This window comes from Streptomyces sp. NPDC044061, assembly GCF_056434305.1.
On the sequence record NZ_JBWKFL010000008.1, the window covers coordinates 221,796 to 241,819 of the forward strand.

Annotated in this window: 15 protein-coding genes; 2 read left to right on the plus strand and 13 right to left on the minus strand. The window is 71.2% G+C overall.

Annotated features, from left to right (window positions below):
* Nucleotides 1-37: 37 nt before the first annotated feature.
* Entirely contained in the window at nucleotides 38-730 is a 693-nt protein-coding gene (locus AC07CM_RS15635) for a response regulator (RefSeq protein ID WP_478876920.1), read from the plus strand.
* 31 nt (nucleotides 731-761) lie between these two features.
* On the opposite strand, the gene AC07CM_RS15640 is transcribed toward AC07CM_RS15635, so the two are convergent.
* From AC07CM_RS15640 to AC07CM_RS15665, 6 genes are all read right to left on the minus strand, one after another.
* A complete protein-coding gene (locus tag AC07CM_RS15640) occupies nucleotides 762-2,354 on the minus strand; it encodes a solute symporter family protein (RefSeq protein ID WP_478876921.1) in 1,593 nt (530 codons plus the stop codon).
* Nucleotides 2,351-2,899, minus strand: a complete 549-nt coding sequence (locus tag AC07CM_RS15645) for a DUF485 domain-containing protein (RefSeq protein WP_478876922.1) — start codon at nucleotides 2,897-2,899, stop codon at nucleotides 2,351-2,353. Before AC07CM_RS15645 ends, AC07CM_RS15640 begins: the two co-directional genes overlap by 4 nt.
* A gap of 69 nt (nucleotides 2,900-2,968) precedes the next feature.
* Nucleotides 2,969-3,658, minus strand: a complete 690-nt coding sequence (locus AC07CM_RS15650) for a response regulator transcription factor (RefSeq protein ID WP_478876923.1) — start codon at nucleotides 3,656-3,658, stop codon at nucleotides 2,969-2,971.
* Nucleotides 3,655-4,806, minus strand: coding sequence for a sensor histidine kinase (locus tag AC07CM_RS15655; RefSeq protein WP_478876924.1), 1,152 nt, complete (start codon nucleotides 4,804-4,806; stop codon nucleotides 3,655-3,657). The genes AC07CM_RS15650 and AC07CM_RS15655 overlap by 4 nt, the downstream gene beginning before the upstream one ends.
* A complete protein-coding gene (locus AC07CM_RS15660; RefSeq protein ID WP_478876925.1) occupies nucleotides 4,803-5,324 on the minus strand; it encodes a DUF1453 domain-containing protein in 522 nt (173 codons plus the stop codon). The genes AC07CM_RS15655 and AC07CM_RS15660 overlap by 4 nt, the downstream gene beginning before the upstream one ends.
* Nucleotides 5,325-5,614: 290 nt before the next feature.
* Nucleotides 5,615-7,738 carry a DNA gyrase/topoisomerase IV subunit B gene (locus AC07CM_RS15665; protein ID WP_478876926.1) on the minus strand — a complete coding sequence of 708 codons (2,124 nt, stop codon included), beginning with the start codon at nucleotides 7,736-7,738 and terminating at the stop codon, nucleotides 5,615-5,617.
* Between the two features lie 440 nt (nucleotides 7,739-8,178).
* Between AC07CM_RS15665 and AC07CM_RS15670 the strand changes: the two genes are divergently transcribed.
* Nucleotides 8,179-8,409, plus strand: coding sequence for a DUF7455 domain-containing protein (locus tag AC07CM_RS15670; protein WP_478876927.1), 231 nt, complete (start codon nucleotides 8,179-8,181; stop codon nucleotides 8,407-8,409).
* Nucleotides 8,410-8,508: 99 nt separating this feature from the next.
* Here AC07CM_RS15670 and AC07CM_RS15675 read toward each other — a convergent pair whose 3' ends face one another.
* The 7 genes from AC07CM_RS15675 to AC07CM_RS15705 form a co-directional block, all read right to left on the minus strand.
* Nucleotides 8,509-9,369 carry a serine protease gene (locus AC07CM_RS15675; protein ID WP_478876928.1) on the minus strand — a complete coding sequence of 287 codons (861 nt, stop codon included), beginning with the start codon at nucleotides 9,367-9,369 and terminating at the stop codon, nucleotides 8,509-8,511.
* A gap of 121 nt (nucleotides 9,370-9,490) precedes the next feature.
* Nucleotides 9,491-11,032 (minus strand): RNA polymerase sigma factor, encoded by a 1,542-nt coding sequence (locus tag AC07CM_RS15680; protein ID WP_478876929.1) that lies wholly within the window; start codon nucleotides 11,030-11,032, stop codon nucleotides 9,491-9,493.
* Nucleotides 11,033-11,484: 452 nt separating this feature from the next.
* On the minus strand, nucleotides 11,485-12,375 hold the full coding sequence (locus AC07CM_RS15685) for a FadR/GntR family transcriptional regulator (RefSeq protein WP_478876930.1): 891 nt from the start codon (nucleotides 12,373-12,375) through the stop codon (nucleotides 11,485-11,487).
* Nucleotides 12,376-12,537: 162 nt separating this feature from the next.
* Nucleotides 12,538-14,868 carry an ABC transporter ATP-binding protein gene (locus AC07CM_RS15690; RefSeq protein WP_478876931.1) on the minus strand — a complete coding sequence of 777 codons (2,331 nt, stop codon included), beginning with the start codon at nucleotides 14,866-14,868 and terminating at the stop codon, nucleotides 12,538-12,540.
* 161 nt (nucleotides 14,869-15,029) lie between these two features.
* Nucleotides 15,030-15,788: an NUDIX hydrolase gene (locus AC07CM_RS15695; RefSeq protein WP_478876932.1), complete on the minus strand. Its 759-nt coding sequence runs from the start codon at nucleotides 15,786-15,788 to the stop codon at nucleotides 15,030-15,032.
* Between the two features lie 129 nt (nucleotides 15,789-15,917).
* Complete coding sequence (locus AC07CM_RS15700; RefSeq protein ID WP_478876933.1) at nucleotides 15,918-18,134, minus strand: glycogen debranching N-terminal domain-containing protein; 2,217 nt, start codon at nucleotides 18,132-18,134, stop codon at nucleotides 15,918-15,920.
* 326 nt (nucleotides 18,135-18,460) lie between these two features.
* Entirely contained in the window at nucleotides 18,461-20,017 is a 1,557-nt protein-coding gene (locus AC07CM_RS15705) for a DUF4192 domain-containing protein (protein ID WP_478876934.1), read from the minus strand.
* Nucleotides 20,018-20,024: the final 7 nt, after the last annotated feature.

The window sequence follows — 20,024 nt, forward strand, 5'->3', positions numbered from 1 at the left end:
CGGGCTTAACGCTCGCCGGCCTTGAAGGAGAGGCCTGATGATTGACGTCCTGGTCGTGGACGACGACTTCCGCATCGCCGAGATAAACGCCAAGTACGTGGGAAAGGTTCCCGGCTTCCGGGTGACCGCCCGCGCGCACAGCGCTGCCCAGGCCCTGGCCGCCGTCGAACGCGGCGCCGTCGACCTGGTCCTGCTCGACCACTACCTGCCGGACCAGACCGGTCTCGAACTCGTCCACCGCATGCGCGAGCAGGGCCATGGCACCGACGTCATCATGATCACGGCGGCCAGCGACGTGACGACGGTGCAGCAGGCGATGCGCCTGGGCGCCCTGCACTATCTGGTCAAACCCTTCACCTTCGCCGCCCTGCGCACCCGCCTGGACTCCTACGCGGCCCTGCGCCGCACCGTCGACCGGGTGGGCGGCCACGGCCTTACGGGCCAGGAGCAGGTCGACCGCATCTTCGGCGCCCTGCGCACCTCCCCGGCACCGTCCGCGCCGGGCCTGCCCAGCGGGCACTCGGAACCCACGACGGACCTCATCTGCGGCGTCCTGCACCGTGCGGACCACCCGCTGTCGGCCCACGAGGTCGCCACCCGAACCGGCCTGAGCCGCTCCACGGCCCAGCGTTACCTGCGCCACCTGGAACAGGCCGGCCGTCTCCGCCTCTCCCTGAAGTACGGCGACACCGGCCGCCCCGAACACCGGTACGCCTGGGTGGCGCCGTAGGGCGGCCGCACGGGCCGTCGGACGGTGGTGACTAGACGGCTCCCGCCCCGGTCAGTGACCGCACCTCGGTTTCCGCGTACTTGGCCTCGTCCGCCACCTCGTCCGAGGTGACCGTCCCCAGCCAGCCGGCGAGGAAGCCGAGCGGGATGGAGACGATGCCCGGGTTCTGCAGCGGGAAGTACTGGAAGTCGACGTCCGGGAAGAGCGAGCCAGGGCTGCCGGACACCACCGGCGAGAGCAGCACCAGTCCGAGCGCGGGAACCAGACCGCCGTATACGGCCCACACCGCGCCGCGCGTCGTGAACGAGCGCCAGAACAGTGAGTACAGCAGCACCGGCAGGTTCGCCGACGCGGCCACGGCGAAGGCGAGGCCGACCAGGAAGGCGACGTTGAGGTCTCGGGCCAGCAGGCCCAGGGCGATCGCGACCACGCCGATACCGGCCGCAGCGATGCGCGCCACCGCCACCTCACTGTGCGCCCTGGCACGCGTGCGTCGCAGCGACGCGTAGAGGTCATGCGCCACGGACACCGAGGAGGCGAGCGTGATCCCCGCGACGACCGCGAGGATCGTGGCGAAGGCGACGGCGGCGACGACTGCGAACAGAACAGTCCCCCCCGTCGAACCGGCGCCACCGCCGAGGTCGAGAGCGAGCAGCGGTACGGCCGTGTTCCCGGCCGCGTTCGAACGGCGCACGGCATCCGGTCCCACCACGGCGGCGGCCCCGAAGCCGAGGACGATCGTCATCAGGTAGAAGCCGCCGATCAGCCCGATGGACCACACCGTCGAGCGGCGGGCCGCCCGCGCCGTCGGCACGGTGTAGAAGCGGGACAGGATGTGCGGCAGTCCAGCCGTGCCCAGCACCAGTGCGAGCCCCAGGCTGATGAAGTCGAGGCGGGCGGTCCAGTTCCCGCCGTACCTCAGCCCCGGTGCCAGGAACGCGTTTCCGTGTCCGCTGCGTTCCGCGGCGGTCAGCAGCAGCCGGTCGAAGTCGCCGTGAAACCGCACCAGCACCAGCACGGTCAGCACCACCGTCCCGCTGAGCAGCAGTACCGCCTTCACGATCTGGATCCAGGTGGTGGCCCGCATGCCCCCCAACGACACGTAGATCACCATCAGGGCGCCCACCCCGATGACCGTCCAGGCCTGGGCCGCCCCGCTCGTTCGCCCGAGCAGCAGCGCCACCAGGCTGCCCGCGCCCACCATTTGTGCCACCAGGTACAGAACGGAAACGGTGACCGAGGACGTTCCCGCCGCGATCCGCACCGGCCGCTCGCTCATGCGCGCGGCCACCACGTCGGCCAGGGTGAACCGCCCACAGTTGCGCACCAGTTCCGCCACCAGGAACAGCACGACCAGCCACGCCACGAGGAAGCCCACCACATACAGCATCCCGTCGTAGCCGAACAGGGCGATCAGCCCGGTGACTCCGAGGAAGGATGCGGCGGACATGTAGTCGCCCGCGATGGCAAAACCGTTTTCCATCGGGGAGAAGAGCCGCCCGCCTGCGTAGAACTCCTCGGCCGAACCCTGGCGCCTGCGACTCACCCAGGTCGTGATCCCGAGGGTGACGGCCACGAACGTGCTGAAGAGCAACAACGCCAGCGTCTGGTGCTCACCGGTCACGAGGCGCCTCCCCGGGCTTCGCGCGTCAGTTCCTGGGTGTCCCAGCGCAGTTCCAGCGCCGCCCGGTCCCGGCGCAGCCGCGCATGCCGGGAATAGGCCCAGGTGAGCAGGAACGTGGTGAGGAACTGCCCGAGCCCCGCCAGCATGCCCACGTTCACCGCTCCCGCCACGGGACGGGCCATCAGGCCGGGCACGGTCGTCGCGGCGACCACGTACCCCACGTACCAGACGAGGAAGGCCGCGACCCCAGGAAGGACGAACCTCCGGTACCTGCTGCGCACCTCCTGGAAGGCCTCGCTGCGCTGAACCTCGAGGTACACATCACGCGCGCGGACATCCACTCCGTCCCGCTCCCCGCGCGCAGCCGGTACGGCCCGTGCCGGTATGCCGGCGCCGTCCAACTCGCCCCATCCGGAGGCCAGCGCGTCGTACCAAGGGTCCTCGTACCTCACGTCGCGGGAAGCCGCTGCGGGCTCTTCCTGGCCCTCGGCGGAACTCCCGGAACCGTCCCCGGCTCCATGGGCGCGACCATTGCTTGACTGCATGCCCAAGGATGGACAGACCGGGAAGATCCCTGACTCTTCTTCCCCCGGCTCTTCACCCCAAAAGGTGACTCACTTCACGGGTGGCCTCACCAGTCCCTTCCCGTAGGCGTACCGCACCGCCTGAGCCCGGTCCTTGAGGCCTGTCTTGGCGAAGAGGTTGTTGATGTGCGTCTTCACGGTCGCGGTGGAGACATGCAACTTGCGGGCGATCTCGTGGTTGTTGAGCCCCTCGGCGATGAGCACCAGGACCTCGGTCTCCCGCGCGGTCAGCCCGTCGGGCGCCTCCGCCTCGGCGGGTTCGGGCCGGGGCTCGGGCTCCGACAGTCTTTCCAGCAGCCTGCGCTGGACGCTCGGCGACAGACCCGCGTCCCCCGACAGCACGCTCTCCACGGCCCGTACGATCTCCTCGCCGCCCGCGTCCTTGGTGAGATACCCCCGTGCTCCGGCGCGCAGCGCGGGGAACAGCGATTCGTCGTCCGCGTACGTGGTGAGCACCACGACCTGGGTTCCCGGGTATTCGGCCCGGATCCGCCGCGTGGCCTCCACGCCGTCGCAGCGGGGCATCCGCAGGTCCATCAGGACCACGTCGGGCGCGAGTTCGCCGACCAGCCGTACGGCCTCCTCGCCGTCCCCGGCGGCACCCACGACCTCCACACCGGGCAGCAGCCCGAGCAGCATCACGATGCCTTCCCTGACCACGGTCTGGTCATCGGCGACCACCACCCGCGCGGGCTTCTTCCCCGCCTCCGTCTCCGTCATACGGGCACCTTCAGCGTCACCACGAACCCTTCCTCGTCCGGCCCCGCGTCGAGCGAGCCGCCCAGCAGTTCGGCGCGCTCCCGCATCCCCAGCAGACCGTACCCGCCGCCGGCCCCGGCGAGTTCGCCCGGCCGACCGCCCGAGTCCCGCACGTCAAGCGTCACTTCGTGATCGCCGTAGTCGAGACTCAGCTGCACCTTGGCGCCGTGGGCGTGCTTGCGGACGTTGGTCAGCGCCTCCTGCGCCACCCGTCGCACGGCCTGGGACGCCTCGGCCGACAGGGGCCTGCGCTCACCCGTGACGCTGACCTCGGCGCCGTCGGCGGCGCCGACGAGTTCACTCAGGAAGTCCTCCAGCGGGGTGAGTTCGCCCCGCAGCGCGGACAGTGCCTGCCGGGTCTCGGCGAGGCCGTCGCGTGCCATGCCCCTGGCGGCGACCACCCTCTCCAGGATCTGCTCCCGGTCGGCATCGCGCTCGATCAGCAGCCGGGCCGCCTCGAGGTGCACCAACTGTGCCGAGAGGCTGTGGGCCAGCACGTCGTGGATCTCCCGGGCGATTCTTGCCCGCTCGGCCAGCGCCGCCGACTCCGCCTCGGCGGCCCTCGCGGCCCGCTCCTGAGTGAGCAGTCGCTGCGCGCTGCCCCGGGCCTCGGCGTCCAGCCGCAGGACGTATCCGGCGAGGGCCATGCCCGCCACCGTGGCGGCCGTGGTCAGCCACACGTCGTTGTTGAACGCCGAGTACGAGGCCAGGGCCACCGACGTCACAGGCAGAGCCGCGCCGAGGGGCATTCGTTCCAGGGCGGAGATCCCGCAACCGCACCAGATCACCAGAGCCGGTCCGCTGAACCCCGTGGCCTCGGCCGCGACCGCGATGCCCAGGAGCACGCCCATGAGTGCCAGGGAGGACAGGAGCCTGTGCTCGTAGGTGGTGCGGAAGAAGGCCCAGGAGACGACAGCTGCCAGCACGACCGCCGCCACGGCGGCCAGCGCGCCCCAGATGCCGACGTGCTTCTGGCTGAACGCACTCCACAGGAGCAGAGCGAGCACGAGGAGCCTGATGACCCAGGCGAGGATGCGCCGGGGCCGGGGGGTTCCCTTGCGGCCGAGGGCCTCCCGCGACGGCCAGCGTGTCCAGGCGTTCTCCGTCACACGCGCTCCTTCCACGCCGACCGCATGTCGTCACCGTACGCCGGGGCCGTGCGGCTCGCGGAGCCGAAGGACTGGGCCCGCCAGGTCAGGATCCCGCCACGGACCAGCAGGGTGCCTGCGAGGCCGAGCATCAGGGCCGAGCTGTCCTGGTGCACGCCGGACACGGCACCGAGGGCGTAGACGCCGACGCGCAGGCCTATGCCGACGAGCCATACGGCGATGCTGGCCCTGGTGCTCTTGGTCCACACGACACCGTCCGGTGCCCTCCAGATGCGGGTGGTCCACGCCCAGCCGGCACCCGTGGCCATGCCGATGAGCACCTCCACGGCGAGCAGCACGCCGGATGCAGTGCGGTGGTGGGCGTCGAGTATGCCGGGCTCGCGCAGCGCCACGACCGCGAGGATCACGGGCAGCAGCCACCAGCGCCGGTCGGTGTCGAGTGCGCGGGCGCGGAACTGGCGGACGATCACTATGGCGACGACCGCCACGATCACCAACGCGTTGACGAGCCCGGACATCGCTGCCTCCGTAGCCAGAAGGTGGTGTCGGGAGCGAGCGCTGCCGACGCCTTCGAAGTTACGGAAATTCGCAGGTCGGGAGATCGGAGCGGGGGTGGATCGCGGGTGGAATGCCGCGGGCGGTCCGCCTCCACCCACGGGTGGAGAAACCTGCGGTGAGCCATGCGTGCCGGGCTGAGCCGCCCGCCGGGAAGCCGAGGCTCAGTACCCCGCACGCATCCGACTCACGCGCTCGGACGACCCGACCGCTCCCGAGGAGCGGCCAGGTCGTCCGAAGCCCGGTGCGGCGGCTACGCGTCGATGCGTGACCGGTCCAGGGTCGCCGCCGAGTTGGAGATGAACTCCTTGCGCGGCGCCACGTCGTTGCCCATGAGCAGGTCGAAGACCTGTTCGGCGGCCTCCAGGTCGGAGAGGTTGATCCGCCGCAGGGTGCGGTGACGCGGGTCCATCGTGGTCTCGGCCAGCTGGTCGGCGTCCATCTCGCCCAGACCCTTGTAGCGCTGGATGGAGTCCTTGTACCGGATGCCCTTGCTCTGGAACTCCATGAGCTTGTCCCGCAGCTCACGGTCGGAGTACGTGTAGACGTACTTGTCCTGGCCCTTCTTCGGCTGGACGATCTCGATGCGGTGCAGCGGCGGCACCGCGGCGAAGACCCGTCCCGCCTCGACCATGGGCCGCATGTAGCGCTGGAACAGCGTCAGCAGCAGGCAGCGGATGTGGGAGCCGTCCACATCGGCGTCGGTCATCATGATGATCTTGCCGTAGCGGGCCGCGTCGATGTCGAAGGTACGGCCCGACCCCGCTCCTATGACCTGGATGATCGCGCCGCACTCGGCGTTCTTGAGCATGTCGGTCACCGACGACCGCTGCACGTTGAGGATCTTGCCCCGGATCGGCAGCAGCGCCTGGAACTCGGAGTTCCTGGCCAGCTTCGCCGTACCGAGAGCGGAGTCGCCCTCGACGATGAACAGCTCGCTGCGGTCGACGTCGTCGCTGCGGCAGTCGGCGAGCTTGGCCGGCAGGGACGAGGACTCCAGAGCGGTCTTGCGCCGCTGGGCGTCCTTGTGCTGGCGGGCCGCGACGCGCGTACGGGCGGCGGCGACCACCTTCTCCATGACGACCCTGGCCTGAGCGGCGGCGTCCCGCTTGGTGCTGGTCAGGAACGCCTTGAGTTCCTTGGAGATCACGTTGAACACGATGCGGCGGGCCGCCGAGGTGCCGAGCACCTCCTTGGTCTGCCCCTCGAACTGCGGCTCGGCCAGCCGCACGGTGACGACGGCGGTCAGGCCCTCCAGCGCGTCGTCCTTGACGACGTCGTCCTCGGCCACGCGCAGCAGCTTCTTGGCGCGCAGCATCTCGTTCATCGTCTTGGTGACGGCCTGCTCGAAACCGGCCACATGGGTGCCGCCCTTGGGGGTGGCGATGATGTTGACGAAGGAGCGCAGGTTGGTGTCGTAGCCCGTGCCCCAGCGCATCGCCACATCCACGGCCAGCTCGCGCGTGACCTCGGTGGGGGTCATCTGCCCGTGCTCGTCCAGGACCGGGACGGTCTCCTTGAAGGTGCCGTGTCCCGAGAAGCGGAGCACGTCGCAGACCGGCTTGTCATTCGCCAGGTACTCGCAGAACTCGCTGATGCCGCCGTCGAAGCGGAAGGACTCCTCACCCTTGCTGCCGCCCTCGCCGAGGCCGAACTCGTCGCGGACGACGATGGTCAGGCCCGGCACCAGGAATGCGGTCTGCCGGGCGCGCTGGTGCAGCGTGTCCAGGGAGAGCTTGGCGTCCTTCAGGAAGATCTGCCGGTCGGCCCAGTACCGCACGCGCGTGCCGGTACGGGTCTTGGGGATCTTCCTGGCCTTGGCCAGACCGCTCCTGGCCTCGAACTTAGCGTCCGGACCGTCCCCGCGGAAGGCACCCGGCACACCGCGCCGGAAGCTGATGGCGTGAGTGTGGCCGCCGCGGTCCACCTCGACGTCGAGGCGCGCCGAGAGCGCGTTGACCACGGAGGCGCCGACGCCGTGCAGACCGCCGGAGGCGGCGTAGGAGCCGCCTCCGAACTTGCCGCCGGCGTGGAGCTTGGTCATGACGACCTCGACGCCGGACAGGCCGGTCTTGGGCTCGACGTCCACGGGGATGCCGCGGCCGTTGTCCCGCACCTCCACGGAGGCGTCGTCGTGGAGGATCACCTCGATGTGGTCGCAGTGGCCGCCGAGGGCCTCGTCCACGGAGTTGTCGATGATCTCCCACAGGCAGTGCATCAGACCGCGGCTGTCGGTCGAGCCGATGTACATGCCAGGGCGCTTGCGCACGGCCTCGAGACCCTCGAGGACGAGCAGGTGCCGCGCGGTGTAGTTGGAACCGTCCCGGTCTGCTCCTGCCAGCAGCGCTGTGGACGGCACGGACGTATCGGCGGTCACGCGGTTCGCTCCTCGCTGAATTTCAGGTGACCCCCTTTTGGGTAAGGGGGCGGCTTCGGTCGCCGCTCAGAGGGTACCGAGGCCTGGTAGAGCCGGTGCAACGCCACCCTCGTCGGGAACTCAGCCTAGTCCAGACTCGCATACCTGTTCGATCCCTCGATGGAGTGAAGTGCACATCACGTTCCCTTGGAGGCATGAACCATTTAGGCTCCGGGCACGTCCTCATGAACAACCGGCAACCCAGCCGGGAGGACTGACATCGAAGACAGCGCGAACCCGTAAGCACCTAAGACACGCAATACGGCACATTCGCCGCCAACCGGCAGCAAACAGCCGCCCCGGAAAGATTTTTTCGAGGAAAAGCCACGAGCGGGAACGTTTTCGGGCTGGTTGGATGTTGACCCTGGTACGACAGCTCGTCGAGCTAGAGAAGAGGCGACGTGACTACTGTTCTGACCCCCGCGAGCCCGTTGACGGCCGCCGATCGCTGCGACCGCTGCGGCGCCCAGGCATACCTGCGCGTCGTCCTGCTCAGCGGCGGAGAACTGCTCTTCTGCGCCCACCACGGTCGCAAGTTCGAGCCGGAACTCAAGAAGATCGCCGCTGAGATACAGGACGAGACGGAGCGGCTTACGTCCGTTCCCGGCAACTCTGCCGAAGAAGAGCGCTGAATCTCGCACACACGACGAGCCAGCCCCGGCACAGGCCGGTGAACGGGCGGCCACTCCCGAAGAGGAGCGGCCGCCCGTGCTCATACCCCCCTGCAACCCTCAGATACCTCCACGGGAGCCTTGAGGCCCCGCTGCGATGGCTCCCAGCGAGCGCAGAATGTCGGACACACGCGTGTAGACACCGGGGCTCCCCGGCCGCCCACAGCCGTCCCCCCACGACACGAGTCCGATCAGCCGCCCCCCGGCCACCAGAGGACCTCCACTGTCCCCCTGGCAGCCGTCCGGCCCGCCCTTGACCTCGCCCGCGCAGAGCATGGAGTCGGCCCGGTAGGCGCCTTCCGGACCGCCCGGATAGGCACGGGCACAGAGGGTGTCCGGCAGCACATGTACGCGTGCGGCGTGCAGCCGGCGCGTGTAGGCGCCGTGGCCGGACGTGTCACCCCATCCGGAGACCAGCGCCTTGGTCCCCGCCTTGTACGCGGGGTCGCCCTTAGGTGCCATGGCCACGACGGCGCTCTGCGGCAGAGGTCTGGCCAGCGTGAGCACGCCGAAGTCGCCGGAGTTGGTGGCGGGGTCGTACCGCGGATTGACGCGGACGTCCCGTACGGCGATCTCCTCCCCCTCCGAGGACAGCAGGTCCGTACGACCCGCGATGACCTTGAGGTCGCTCACCCGGTGCGGAGGCGTCCCCAGGACGTCCTCGCCCAGACAGTGGGCCGCGGTGAGCACGGTGGTCCGGGTGACCGCGACGCCGCCGCAGAACTGCCCGGCGCGCGTACCCCCGAACCGGTCACGGCTGGACAGTGCCACGGTCCACGGCGCCTGTGAGACATCGATCGGAAACCCCCCGACGACCACGCTGTCGGCGGCCACCGGGGCCGCTCCGAGCAGGGGTATGACAGTCATCGTGGCCGCGATGACCAGCGGCCGGATCAGTGCACGGACAACAGTACGGCGCATGCAAGCACCTCACTCTGGGCTGGTACTGGGACACCCAGAGTCATCCAGGGCGGGGCTGCGCGCAGCACGAAGGCCCGGCTCCCGCGAGGGGAGCCGGGCCTTCGTCGTCGTGGACCGGGGCCTAGTCGAGGTAGTCGCGCAGCACCTGCGAACGCGACGGGTGGCGCAGCTTCGACATGGTCTTGGACTCGATCTGACGGATGCGCTCACGCGTCACGCCGTACACCTTGCCGATCTCGTCGAGGGTCTTCGGCTGACCGTCGGTGAGACCGAACCGCATGGAGACCACGCCGGCCTCGCGCTCGGACAGGGTGTCCAGAACGGAGTGCAGCTGCTCCTGCAGAAGCGTGAAGCTGACGGCGTCGGCGGGGACGACGGCCTCGGAGTCCTCGATGAGGTCACCGAACTCGCTGTCGCCGTCCTCACCCAGCGGGGTGTGCAGCGAGATGGGCTCGCGGCCGTACTTCTGGACCTCGATGACCTTCTCCGGGGTCATGTCGAGTTCCTTGGCCAGCTCCTCCGGGGTGGGCTCTCGGCCCAGGTCCTGGAGCATCTGGCGCTGCACGCGCGCGAGCTTGTTGATGACCTCGACCATGTGCACCGGGATACGGATGGTGCGGGCCTGGTCGGCCATCGCTCGGGTGATCGCCTGCCGGATCCACCAGGTGGCGTACGTGGAGAACTTGTAGCCCTTGGTGTAGTCGAACTTCTCCACCGCGCGGATCAGACCGAGGTTGCCCTCCTGGATGAGGTCCAGGAAGAGCATGCCGCGGCCGGTGTAGCGCTTGGCCAGGGAGACCACCAGACGGAGGTTGGCCTCCAGGAGGTGGTTCTTGGCGCGGCGGCCGTCCTCGGCGATGATCTCCAGCTCACGCTTGAGCTTGGGGGCGAGCTTGTCGGAGTTCGCCAGCTTGTCCTCGGCGAACAGGCCCGCCTCGATGCGCTTGGCGAGCTCGACCTCCTGCTCGGCGTTGAGCAGGGGGACCTTGCCGATCTGCTTGAGGTAGTCCTTGACCGGGTCGGCGGTGGCACCGGCCGCGGCGACCTGCTGGGCGGGAGCGTCGTCCTCGTCCTCGTCGGAGAGGACGAAGCCCGCGCTCTCGGCGCCCTCGGGCTCGTCGGCGACCTTGGTGTCCTCGAGGACCTCTTCCTCGGGAACCTCGGCGTCGTCCTTCTTGGCCGTGGTCTTCTTGGCGACCGTCTTCTTGGCGACGGTCTTCTTCACGGCCGCCTTCTTGGCGGTCGTCTTCTTGGCTGCTGCCTTCTTCGCGGGTGCGGCTTCCTCGGCGGGATCGTCGGCTGCCGGGGCGGCGGGCACGGCCGGCGCATCCGTGGTGGCGGTGGCCTTCCTGGTGGTCACCGTCTTCGCCGCGACCGTCTTGGTGGCGGTGCGCTTCGCCGGGCTCTTCGCTGCGACGCTCTTTCGGGTGCGCTTGGGCTCTGCTGCACTGACCATCAGCGTCACACCCTCTTCCTCAAGGATCTGGTTGAGGCTGCGCAGTACGTTCTTCCACTGAGTGGCCGGAATCTGGTCAGCTTCGAAGGCCCGACGCACATCGTCGCCGGCGATCTGCCCCTCAGCCTTTCCCCGCTCAATGAGCGCCATGACAGAGACGGACTCGGCGATCTCCGGCGGGAGCGTACGGGATGTGCTGGCCGACACGAACAACCTCTCGGAACGTTGGAAAACGGCTTCCGGCCCCGTCCACAGCGGACAGGAGCCGACCACCGGCCTGGGGATGGGCCGACGGAGCGGGCGGGGGCCGGGAAGATGCACAGCGCCTGTGATGGCGTCCGTATTCCCTCCGCGGCTGTCACCTCTTAGGTCATCGCGCTGCTCCCACGAGCGTTACGGCCAATCTGCGTGGCCCGAGTCACACCCCGTAAGCGGTCAAAAGCATTCAGATGCGGACAAAGAAGGTCTCCGATGAGCCGATCGCGACGCCTCGGCCGACAGGGGCGCCCCGTCGCGCCGCCGGGCCCCGCCGGACTCACAAGAATCCGACGGGGTCCGGCGGCGGCCGGTTCCCGGGCCGGCGTCGCCACGAGAACGGCGAGAACGGCGAGAACGGCGAGAACACGGCACACCGGCGACCCCACCGCCTCCGGCGCGGGTCAGTGCTCGCGCGGGGCGGGCACCACGCGCTCCACCTCGGGGTGGACGGTCAGAAGTTGGCGCATGGCCGCCTCCGCCGCCGTGCCGTCGCCGGTGCCGAGCGCGTCGACGATCCGTGCGTGCAGGGCGACGGAGGCCTCGTTCGGCCGGTCACAGCCCGTCACCGGACCGCCGGAGACCTGGAGGGCCGCCGAGACGATCCCCGAGAGGTGCTCCAGCATGCGGTTGCCCGCGATCTGGATGAGCAGCGCGTGGAACTCGGTGTCGGCCCGCGAGAAGGTCAGCGCGTCGCCCTGCGCCATGGCGTGGCTCATGATCTCCACCATGTCGGACAGGCGCTGCTGCACCTCCTCGCGCCCGTGCCCGGCGGCAAGGCGGGCGGCGAGTGGCTCGATCGTCCAGCGCAGCTCGCTCAGCTCCCGGCGCTGGTCGTCGCGCTGCGGCCCGAAGGCCCGCCACTCGATGATGTCCGGGTCCAGGAGGTTCCAGTCGCTGACGGGACGTACGCGCGTGCCGACGTTCGGGCGGGCGCTGACGAGGCCCTTGGCCTCCAGGACGCGGAGGGACTCGCGGACGACGGTGCGGGAGACCTCGAAGCGCTGGCCGATCTCCTCGGGCACCAGCGGGCGGTCCGCCCCGAGGTCGCCGGAGACGATCATCTGACCCAGCTGCTGTACGAGTTGGCCGTGCAGTCCGCGCCCGCGGCTGCCCGCGGCGCGCCTGCCCACGCGGCCCAGCTCGGGGTCAGCCGCTCCGTCCCAGGCGGGCGCTCCGACGCGGTCGGTCACCGGGGCCTCGGCGTAGGGGTAGCGGTCGAGTTCGCCCGGGCCGACCAGACCAGAGTCTGAGGAGCGGGCGGCGGTCATCATGGTGTGCGCAAGGGTACTCACGGATCCTTTGTCGGCGTCGTCTCCAACTCCCTTGAGGTCTTTGGTGAAAAGCACACGAAAGGGTGATCGCTCACCGCATCGCAATTGACGCCTTATCGGAAAGAAACGAGCTTTCTCCGGGGAGTTGTGCGCACGACTGGACCGGAAGCGCACGCAAGGTCGTCATCGGACCCTGGTGCGCAGCGTGGTGACCAGGTACGCACACAGCAGAGCGGTCAGCGACAACGTCAGCGCTCCGCCGACCGGTTGGGCGACGACACGAGCCATGGCGAGCAGATAACGCTCCCCTCCGAAGGGCCACTGCAGCAGGAAGACCTCCCTCGTCCGCAGCGGCAGACCGGCCGCCATCGGCACGGCGGGGCCGTGCAGTGCCTTGTGCACGACGGGAACGACGAGGACGGGTACGGCGAGAACGGCGGCGAGGCCTGCCGTGGTGGACCGGAAGACACCGGCCGCCAGGACACCGGCCCACGCGCAGCCGATCATCAGCCCGAACCAACTCGCGGTGAGCGAAAGCCAGTCCGAGGGAACTTGTGTCAGCTCCCGTCCGTAGACGAGGTAGAGCACTTCGGCGTCGCAGCCCACGGTGAGGAAGGCCAGCATCAGGGCGGTGACTCCGGAGACGAAGAGTTTCGCGGTGAGCAGCCCCAGCCGCCGGGGCACGGTCCCGCGGTCCGCCGCCAGGGCGGGGTGGCGGAACTCGTCTCCGAAGGCCAGCGCACCCAGCAGTCCCGCCGCGAGCGCCGCGGGCGGCAGCGGCAGCTCCCGCGGCCAGGCGGCGAACAGCCGCGCCTGCGGGGTGTGTCCTAGCCGCGCCAACAAGACGGCGGTGAGCGCGGAGACCACCAGCACGGCTCCACAGGTGAGGAAACCGGTGCCGATTCCGGCGGCGCGGCGCAGTTCGTAGCGCACGGGGCGCAGGGGGCTGGGGGCGGGGCGGACGGAGATGGGGGGCGGGAGGGGGGACGGGACGTCAGGGGCGCGGGGTGCGTCGGCACGCGCGCGTGAGGGGCTCCCGGCCGGGGGTTGGCGGCTGCCGGAATTCCGGGCATCCGGATTCCGCGCGCTCGGGACGGTCGCACCCTGTGCGGCCGCGCCGGCGGCCGTCGAACCCGCGGCCGGCGTGCTGACGGCGGTCACATCCGGATCCGCGGAGATCTCCGAGGGGCCGGTCTCCGGCGCGGGGGCTTGGGAACGGGTGTCGCCGGCGATCGCAGGCGCGCCGGACGGAGTGACGTCGGCCTCACCGGCCGCTTCGTCCGTGGCGCGAGCGGACGCACGGTCGGCGCCGCCCCTCTCGGCCGGAGTGTCGTCGGCGAGCCTCGTGACGCGCGGCGGGGAACTGTGACCGTGGGCTCCTCCGGGTGACGGCCGCTCGCCGCCGGCGCCCTGCTCAGCCTCCGACTCGGGTGCCGAGACGCTGGAGACCGCAGGCTCCTGGCCCGCGGGCAGCAGGCCGGACACCGCCTGCGCACGCCGAGCGGCCGCTTCCGTGGACGAGCCGGATGCGGTCCGCGCCCGCTCCTCCGGCGAGCGCTTCGGCCGGGCCTGTTCCCGCCCGGCCGCCACCGCCTCGTCGGCCGGGCTCACTTCGCCTGCGTGCCCTGCTTTCGCGCCGGATCCCATGTCGCCCACCTCATCGGCGAGTTGGTGGATGAGGATGCCGTGCCGGAACGCTGTCTCACCGACCTCGGCGGTCGTACTGCCGTACACGGAGAGCCGATTGCCGCCCTCCCGTACGACCTCCAGGGAGCGCTTGTCGGTTCGGGCCTCCTTGGTGAGCAGAGCCGCGAGCCGGGCGGCGTGGGGGCTTCGGACGGCCACGCGTGGACGCAGCCGGGTACGCGCGAACTCCCTGGCCTCCTGATCGGCGACGAGTCTGCCGCCGTCGAGGGTGACGACGCGGTCTGCCGTGCGCGCGGCCTCCTTGGAGTCGGCCGTCGTGAACAGCACCGTGCCGCCCTGAGCCGCATGTGCGCGCAGCATGCCGTGCAGCCAGCGCGCCTCACGGACGGACAAGTCCTGGGTGGGGTCGTCCAGGACGAGTGTGTGCGGGTCGGGCAGGAGGGCACAGGCCAGTCCGAGCCTGCGGTCCATGCCGCGAGAGAGGGTGCCGAGGCGTTCTTCGCGGAGGCTGACGAGGCCGACCACTTCGAGGACCTCGTCGGCACGGCGGACGGGAACTCCCGTCGCCGCGCACAGCATGCGCAGGTGCCCGCGGATCGAGCGGGCCGGGTGACCGGGCACGTCACCGAGGAGTACGCCGACTTCCCACGACGGGTGGGCGATCCGGTGCATGGGCCGGTCCCCGAAGTAGGTGATGCCGCGGCCCTGTTGCAGTTCGAGCATCAGCCGGATCGCCGTCGTCTTGCCGGCGCCCGCAGGTCCGAGGAGCGCGGTGACCCGACCGGCGCGCGCCTCGAAGGAGACGTCGTCGACGGCAGGCCGGTGCGCCTTGCGGGGGTTGCTGGTCAGTCCGGAGGCCTGGATCACCTGCAGCAAGATAGCGCGGAGTGACCGTTTTTTCGGGTATCACCTGATCCGTTCTTCGGTGGCGCGCAACTCGAAGGGGGCTTTCATCCGCCGTTCGAGGGATCAGGCCTCGCGTACCCCGCGGCCAGGCCCGTTCCCCCAGCGGCCGGGCGATACGGGCGTCAGACCTCGGGACGGAGCATCGGAGGGTTGAGCAGGGTGGCGCCGCCGGCCCGGAAGAGCTGGGCCGGCCGGCCGCCCTGGCGGGTGGTCGTACCCCCCGTCGGCACCAGGAACCCCGGCGTCCCCGTCACCTTGCGGTGGAAGTTGCGTGGGTCGAGGGCCACGCCCCACACCGCCTCGTAGACCCGGCGCAGCTCGCCGACGGTGAACTCGGGCGGGCAGAACGCGGTGGCCAGCGACGAGTACTCGATCTTGGAGCGGGCCCGCTCGACTCCGTCGGCGAGGATCTGGGCGTGGTCGAAGGCGAGCGGCGCCACGGGTTCGCCGTCGCGTCCGTATCCGCCCTGCTGAAGCAGTTCCTCGACCGGGGCCCAACGGGCGTTGCTCGCGTCGCCGCCGGCCCGGGGTGCGGGCAGGTCCGGGGCGAGGGCGAGGTGCGCGACGCTGACCACCCGCATCCGGGGGTCCCGCTTCGGGTCGCCGTAGGTGGCGAGCTGTTCCAGGTGGGCGCCGTGGTCCTGGGCCGGAGCGGAGGGGTCGTGTGCGCGCAGCCCGGTCTCCTCGGCCAGCTCACGCGCCGCCGCCTGGGTGAGGTCCTCGTCGGCCCGCACGAAGCCACCGGGCAGCGCCCAGCGTCCCTGGAACGGCGGTTCGCCCCTGCGTACCGCCAGCGCGCACAGGGCATGGCGACGCACGGTCAGCACGACCAGGTCCACGGTGACGGCGAAGGGCGGAAAGGCTGACGGGTCGTAGGGCATGCGGCGATCATAGTCGTCTGCCTGACGATAAACACTCCCTTCGTCGGCCGCGCAGGCGGCGGATCCGCTTCATTCCGGTATGGGGCGCAGGGCGGGTCTCGTTCGTCCTGTCAGTGGCGTCGTTCGAGGTCACACTCCCAGTTGCAGGTCTTCCGCCGCCTCCTCGACCATGGCGAGTCCGAGCCGGCTGACCCGCACGGCGAACGGAGCGCCCGCGACGCGCAGGCCGGTCAGTCCGATCTCTCCCAGAGGGGCGCTCCGCAGGGGGCGCAGGGTGACGGTGCGTGCAGGTGCGTCGGGACGAATGCCGGCGAGCACGGTGAGGAGCAGGACCGCCGCGGCAGCGGCGGTGGCAGCCGGGCGGCAGGCCGCCGGGTGCGGCAGGGGGGCGCTCCCGGCGGAGCGTTGCTCCCCCGCGTACATCTCCGGCAGCCGGTGCCCGAAGTGCTCCGCCGCGTCCAGCAGCCCACGCAGCAGGCCACCTGCCTCCTTCTCGTAACCGGCGACGGCCAGTCCGGCGACGGCGAGCGCCGTCTCCTGCACCCGTACGGCTCCGGTCCGGTGGCCGAAGGGGTTGTGTCCCGCCTCCTTGGCGCCGAGACCGCGCAGCCCCCAGCCCGCGTCCATCGCCGGACTGCCGAGCAGCCGGGCGAGCTGTTCGGTCTGCACCTTGTCGAGCAGGCCGGGGGCGAACCGCCCGGCGCCCGACAGGCCGGTGTCGAGAAGGTGTACGGCGGTGGAGCCGAGGTGCGGCAGGGGGCGGCCGTCCGGCGCCAGGGCCACGGCCGGGCGTCCGCCACGGCGGTCCTCGATCCAGAAGTCGGTGCGGAACGCCTTTCGCACGGACTCGGCCCACTGCCGTAACTCCGTGGCCCCGGGTCTGCCGTATGTGTCGAGCAGGTCCGCGCCGAGGACGGCGGCGCGGTGGGCGTGGGCCTGCGTCTCACAGCGGACCGGGCCCCCTTGCTGTGGGTCGGGGAGGTAGGTGCGGTCGCCGACGGTGGTCCGCAGCCAGGTCAGGCAGCGCTCGGCCGTGGGCAGCAGTTTCTGGGTGTCCTGTTCGGAAAGCCCCCAGCGGCGGGCCTCGCCGAGCAGGACCGGGAAGAGGAGCGTGGCCTCCGTGCCGGTGCATGCCGGCGGGAGGAACGCGCCGGCGTCGCGCCGTGGACCAGGGATCAGTCCCGCCTGTGTGCCCTGACCGGCGAGCTGGGTGCGGGCGAGGGTGCGCAATGTGCCCCCTGCGAGCCGGGTACCGAGGGGCAGAGCCATCCGGGCGGCGGCAAGCGCCTCGGCGGGTGCCATTCCACAACGCCAGGGGGCTCCCGCTGCCAGGAAGGTGTCGGAGGGGTGTTCGGGATCGCGCAGCAGCAGGGCCTGGAGATCGTCGATCGCCCTCTGCAGCAGGACGGCCACACGTGGGTCGTCGCCTCCCGCCCGGGCGGGCGCGAGAGGGCTAGTGGCGGCTTGGCCCACGGCGCGCAGTGGTCCTGCTCCGTCCGGGCGGACGCGTAGTTCCACGCTCGCGGTTCCGCCGGGCAGCAGTTGCAGATCCCAGCGCAGCAGTCCGGCGGAGGCCAGGGCGTCGGCGGGCGGCGGATGTGCGGTGACGCAGGCGCCGCCGGCTGCCGAGGACCAGCGCAGGCCCGAGTCGTGGACGGTGGCCGGAAGTTCGGGCCCTGCCCTGCCGGAGGCGATGGCGCCGAGGTCGGCCAGGTCCGTGCCGAGCGCCACCTCGACCGGGAGGCGCAGCGGGCGCAGGGTGGCGTTGCGGAGCATGATGCGCTCGGTTCCGTCGGCGTTGCGGATCCACTCGACGACGACGTCGGGATCCGGACCCGCTCCCGGGGAGGCACGCAGCGTTCCGACGAAGCGGGCCCGGTCGGCCCCTGTCATCCTCGCCTGCACCACCAGGGGTTCGCGCCCGGCGATGCGGACCTGACACCGCGCGAGCAGGCGTCGGCCACCCCGGTAGAACCCCTCGAGGCCCCGGCCGGCCAGTTGTCCCTGCTCCCCCGAGATGGCCAGGCCCGGCAGGGCGACACAGATCAGGGCAGCGTGCGTGGGCGGCAGGTCGGGGGCGGGCCGGGGCGACGGGGGCTGGGTGCGCGGGGGAGCGCCGGGGGGCGGCACCGGGGTGGAGTGACGCGGCCGGTTCGTGGAGTGGGCCGAGGACTGGGGCCCGCAGTCGATGGCTGCGGAGTCCCGAGGCGAGGGCGATGGCGGCTTGCGGACGATGACGACGTCCGGTGCGGTCATGCCCGCACGGGCCTGCTGGAAGGGCTCGCGCCCGGTCCGGGGTGGGTGGTTGTCGTCGGTGGGGAAGGGCCGAGTCGGGTGCTGCTGCATGGGATGGTTTCTTCTCCGCTCGGTGTGCCTCGGACGCGCTGGGCGCCCGGTGGGCCGCCCGGAGGGACAGGGGTCGTACGGCGGCACCGCCCGTCCAGGCGTTCCGCCACTCAGGTGAACGGAGGGGAGCTCGCCCAGGTCACGCCTCGCACCCCGGAAGCCGACCGAATGGCGGCGTGGCGGAAGCAGCCCGCCCGGCAGGGCACGCCGGTGGCGGGGCCCATTCGAGCGGGACGGCGCCCTCAGGCGGCACAGGCGACTGAGGAGACCGAGGACGGTCGGAAGGATGCCGCTGGTGGGTCGAGCGCCGCTTCCTCGCCCGGCGCTCATCCGTCCCCCTCGGACTCCCGCTGTCCGCTCGCCGCCGCGGTGCCACGGTTCGGGCCGTCATCGGCACGTGTGCTTGTGGCGCTCGGCCTCGCGCTGCCCGGACGCGCGGGCCCCGTCGCCGGTGCCTGGGGGTGGGTGCCGGCCGACCGCCGCCGCGTTGTTTCCCCTCGCCGCGCACGAGGACCGCCCTCGCCGCCCTCCCCGGCCCGCGTCCGGCGACGGCGCCGAGGACCACCGGTCCGCGAGGCCCGCTCAGCACCATGGCCGTCCGCCCTGGCGGCTGCTCCGGGGTCGGCGACGTCCTCGTCCGGCGGCGTGCAAGAGGCGGCTTGTGCTGCCGAGTCCGCCTGCTCCCCGCTCTGCGCCTGCGGGCGCTCCGCGCGTTCGGCACGGAGGCAGCGGCGGACCGACTCGGGGTCGAGCCCTTCGTTGCAGGCCTGGTGCAGGAGGCGGGCGAAGAGGTAGTCGGGGTCGGCGCCCAGTGCCATCGCCAGCGCCTCTCGCGCTTCGAGATCGTCGCCGGTGGACCAGGCCACCCAGCCCGCCAGGGTCAGCGGGGCGGCGGCGTGCTCGCCGTACGGACCGACGCAGCGGCGGGCCAGGGCGCGCCAGAGCCTCAGCGCCGGACCGGCCTCGTCGCCCTCCATCCACGCGGCCGCACGGTCACGGGTCGTGCGGTCCTGGAGCCCGAGGATCAGGGTCGCCGCCTCGTCGTGCCCCAGCAGTTCGTCGTCGCGGAGGTCCGCCGGGTGCATGCCGGACACCGGCGTCGCAGCGGCGAACCGGCGGATGATCCGCTCGGCCAGGTCGAGCGTCTCCTCCGCCACGCTCGCGCGGGTCGCGTCGTCCAGGATGCGGGGCACCAGTGCCATGCCGGCCGCGTCCAGGGCGACCTCCTGTGCCAGGGCCGCGCCGGTCTCCCAAGGCAGCAGCCTGGCCCGCAGTTCGCGCAGCGTGCCGCGCACCTGGATACCCGCGTAGGTGGCCGCCGCGGCCAGCACCGAGGTGCCGGGCAGGCCCATCGGCGTTCCGTCGGCGGGGCAGCATCCCTCGATCGGGCAGCAGTAGGACCAGAAACGGCCGTCCGAGACGCACAGTGCCTCGATCACCGGCACGTCGAGGGTGCCGCACTCCGTGCGCAGCAGTCCGATGAGCGGTTTGAGCCGGAGCATGACGTCCCGGCCCGTCTCGCCCTGGCCGGGTTCCTGGCAGACGTAGGCGACCATCTGCTCGGGCCGGGTGCCGCGTCGCTCGCTGCCGGTCACCAGCCCCTGGGCGAGCTGTCGTGCGGCCGCCTCCCAGTCCTCCTGGACCGCGGGAATGCCCAGCCGGGCCCGCCCGCCGAACCGGCCGCCGCCTTCCCGGTCGTTCAGGGCGACCAGCACGATGCTGTCCTCGGGGCGGTAGCCGAGCAGGTAGGGCAGGGCGTCGGCCAGCTCGGCCGGGGTGCGCAGAGTGACTTGGGTGTCGTGTGCGGAGCGGTCGTTCACCGGCTCTTGTCCCGCGATGTCCCCGTTTTCGAAGGGTCCGGTCGTTTCGCTGTGATTCGTCATGCGCAGA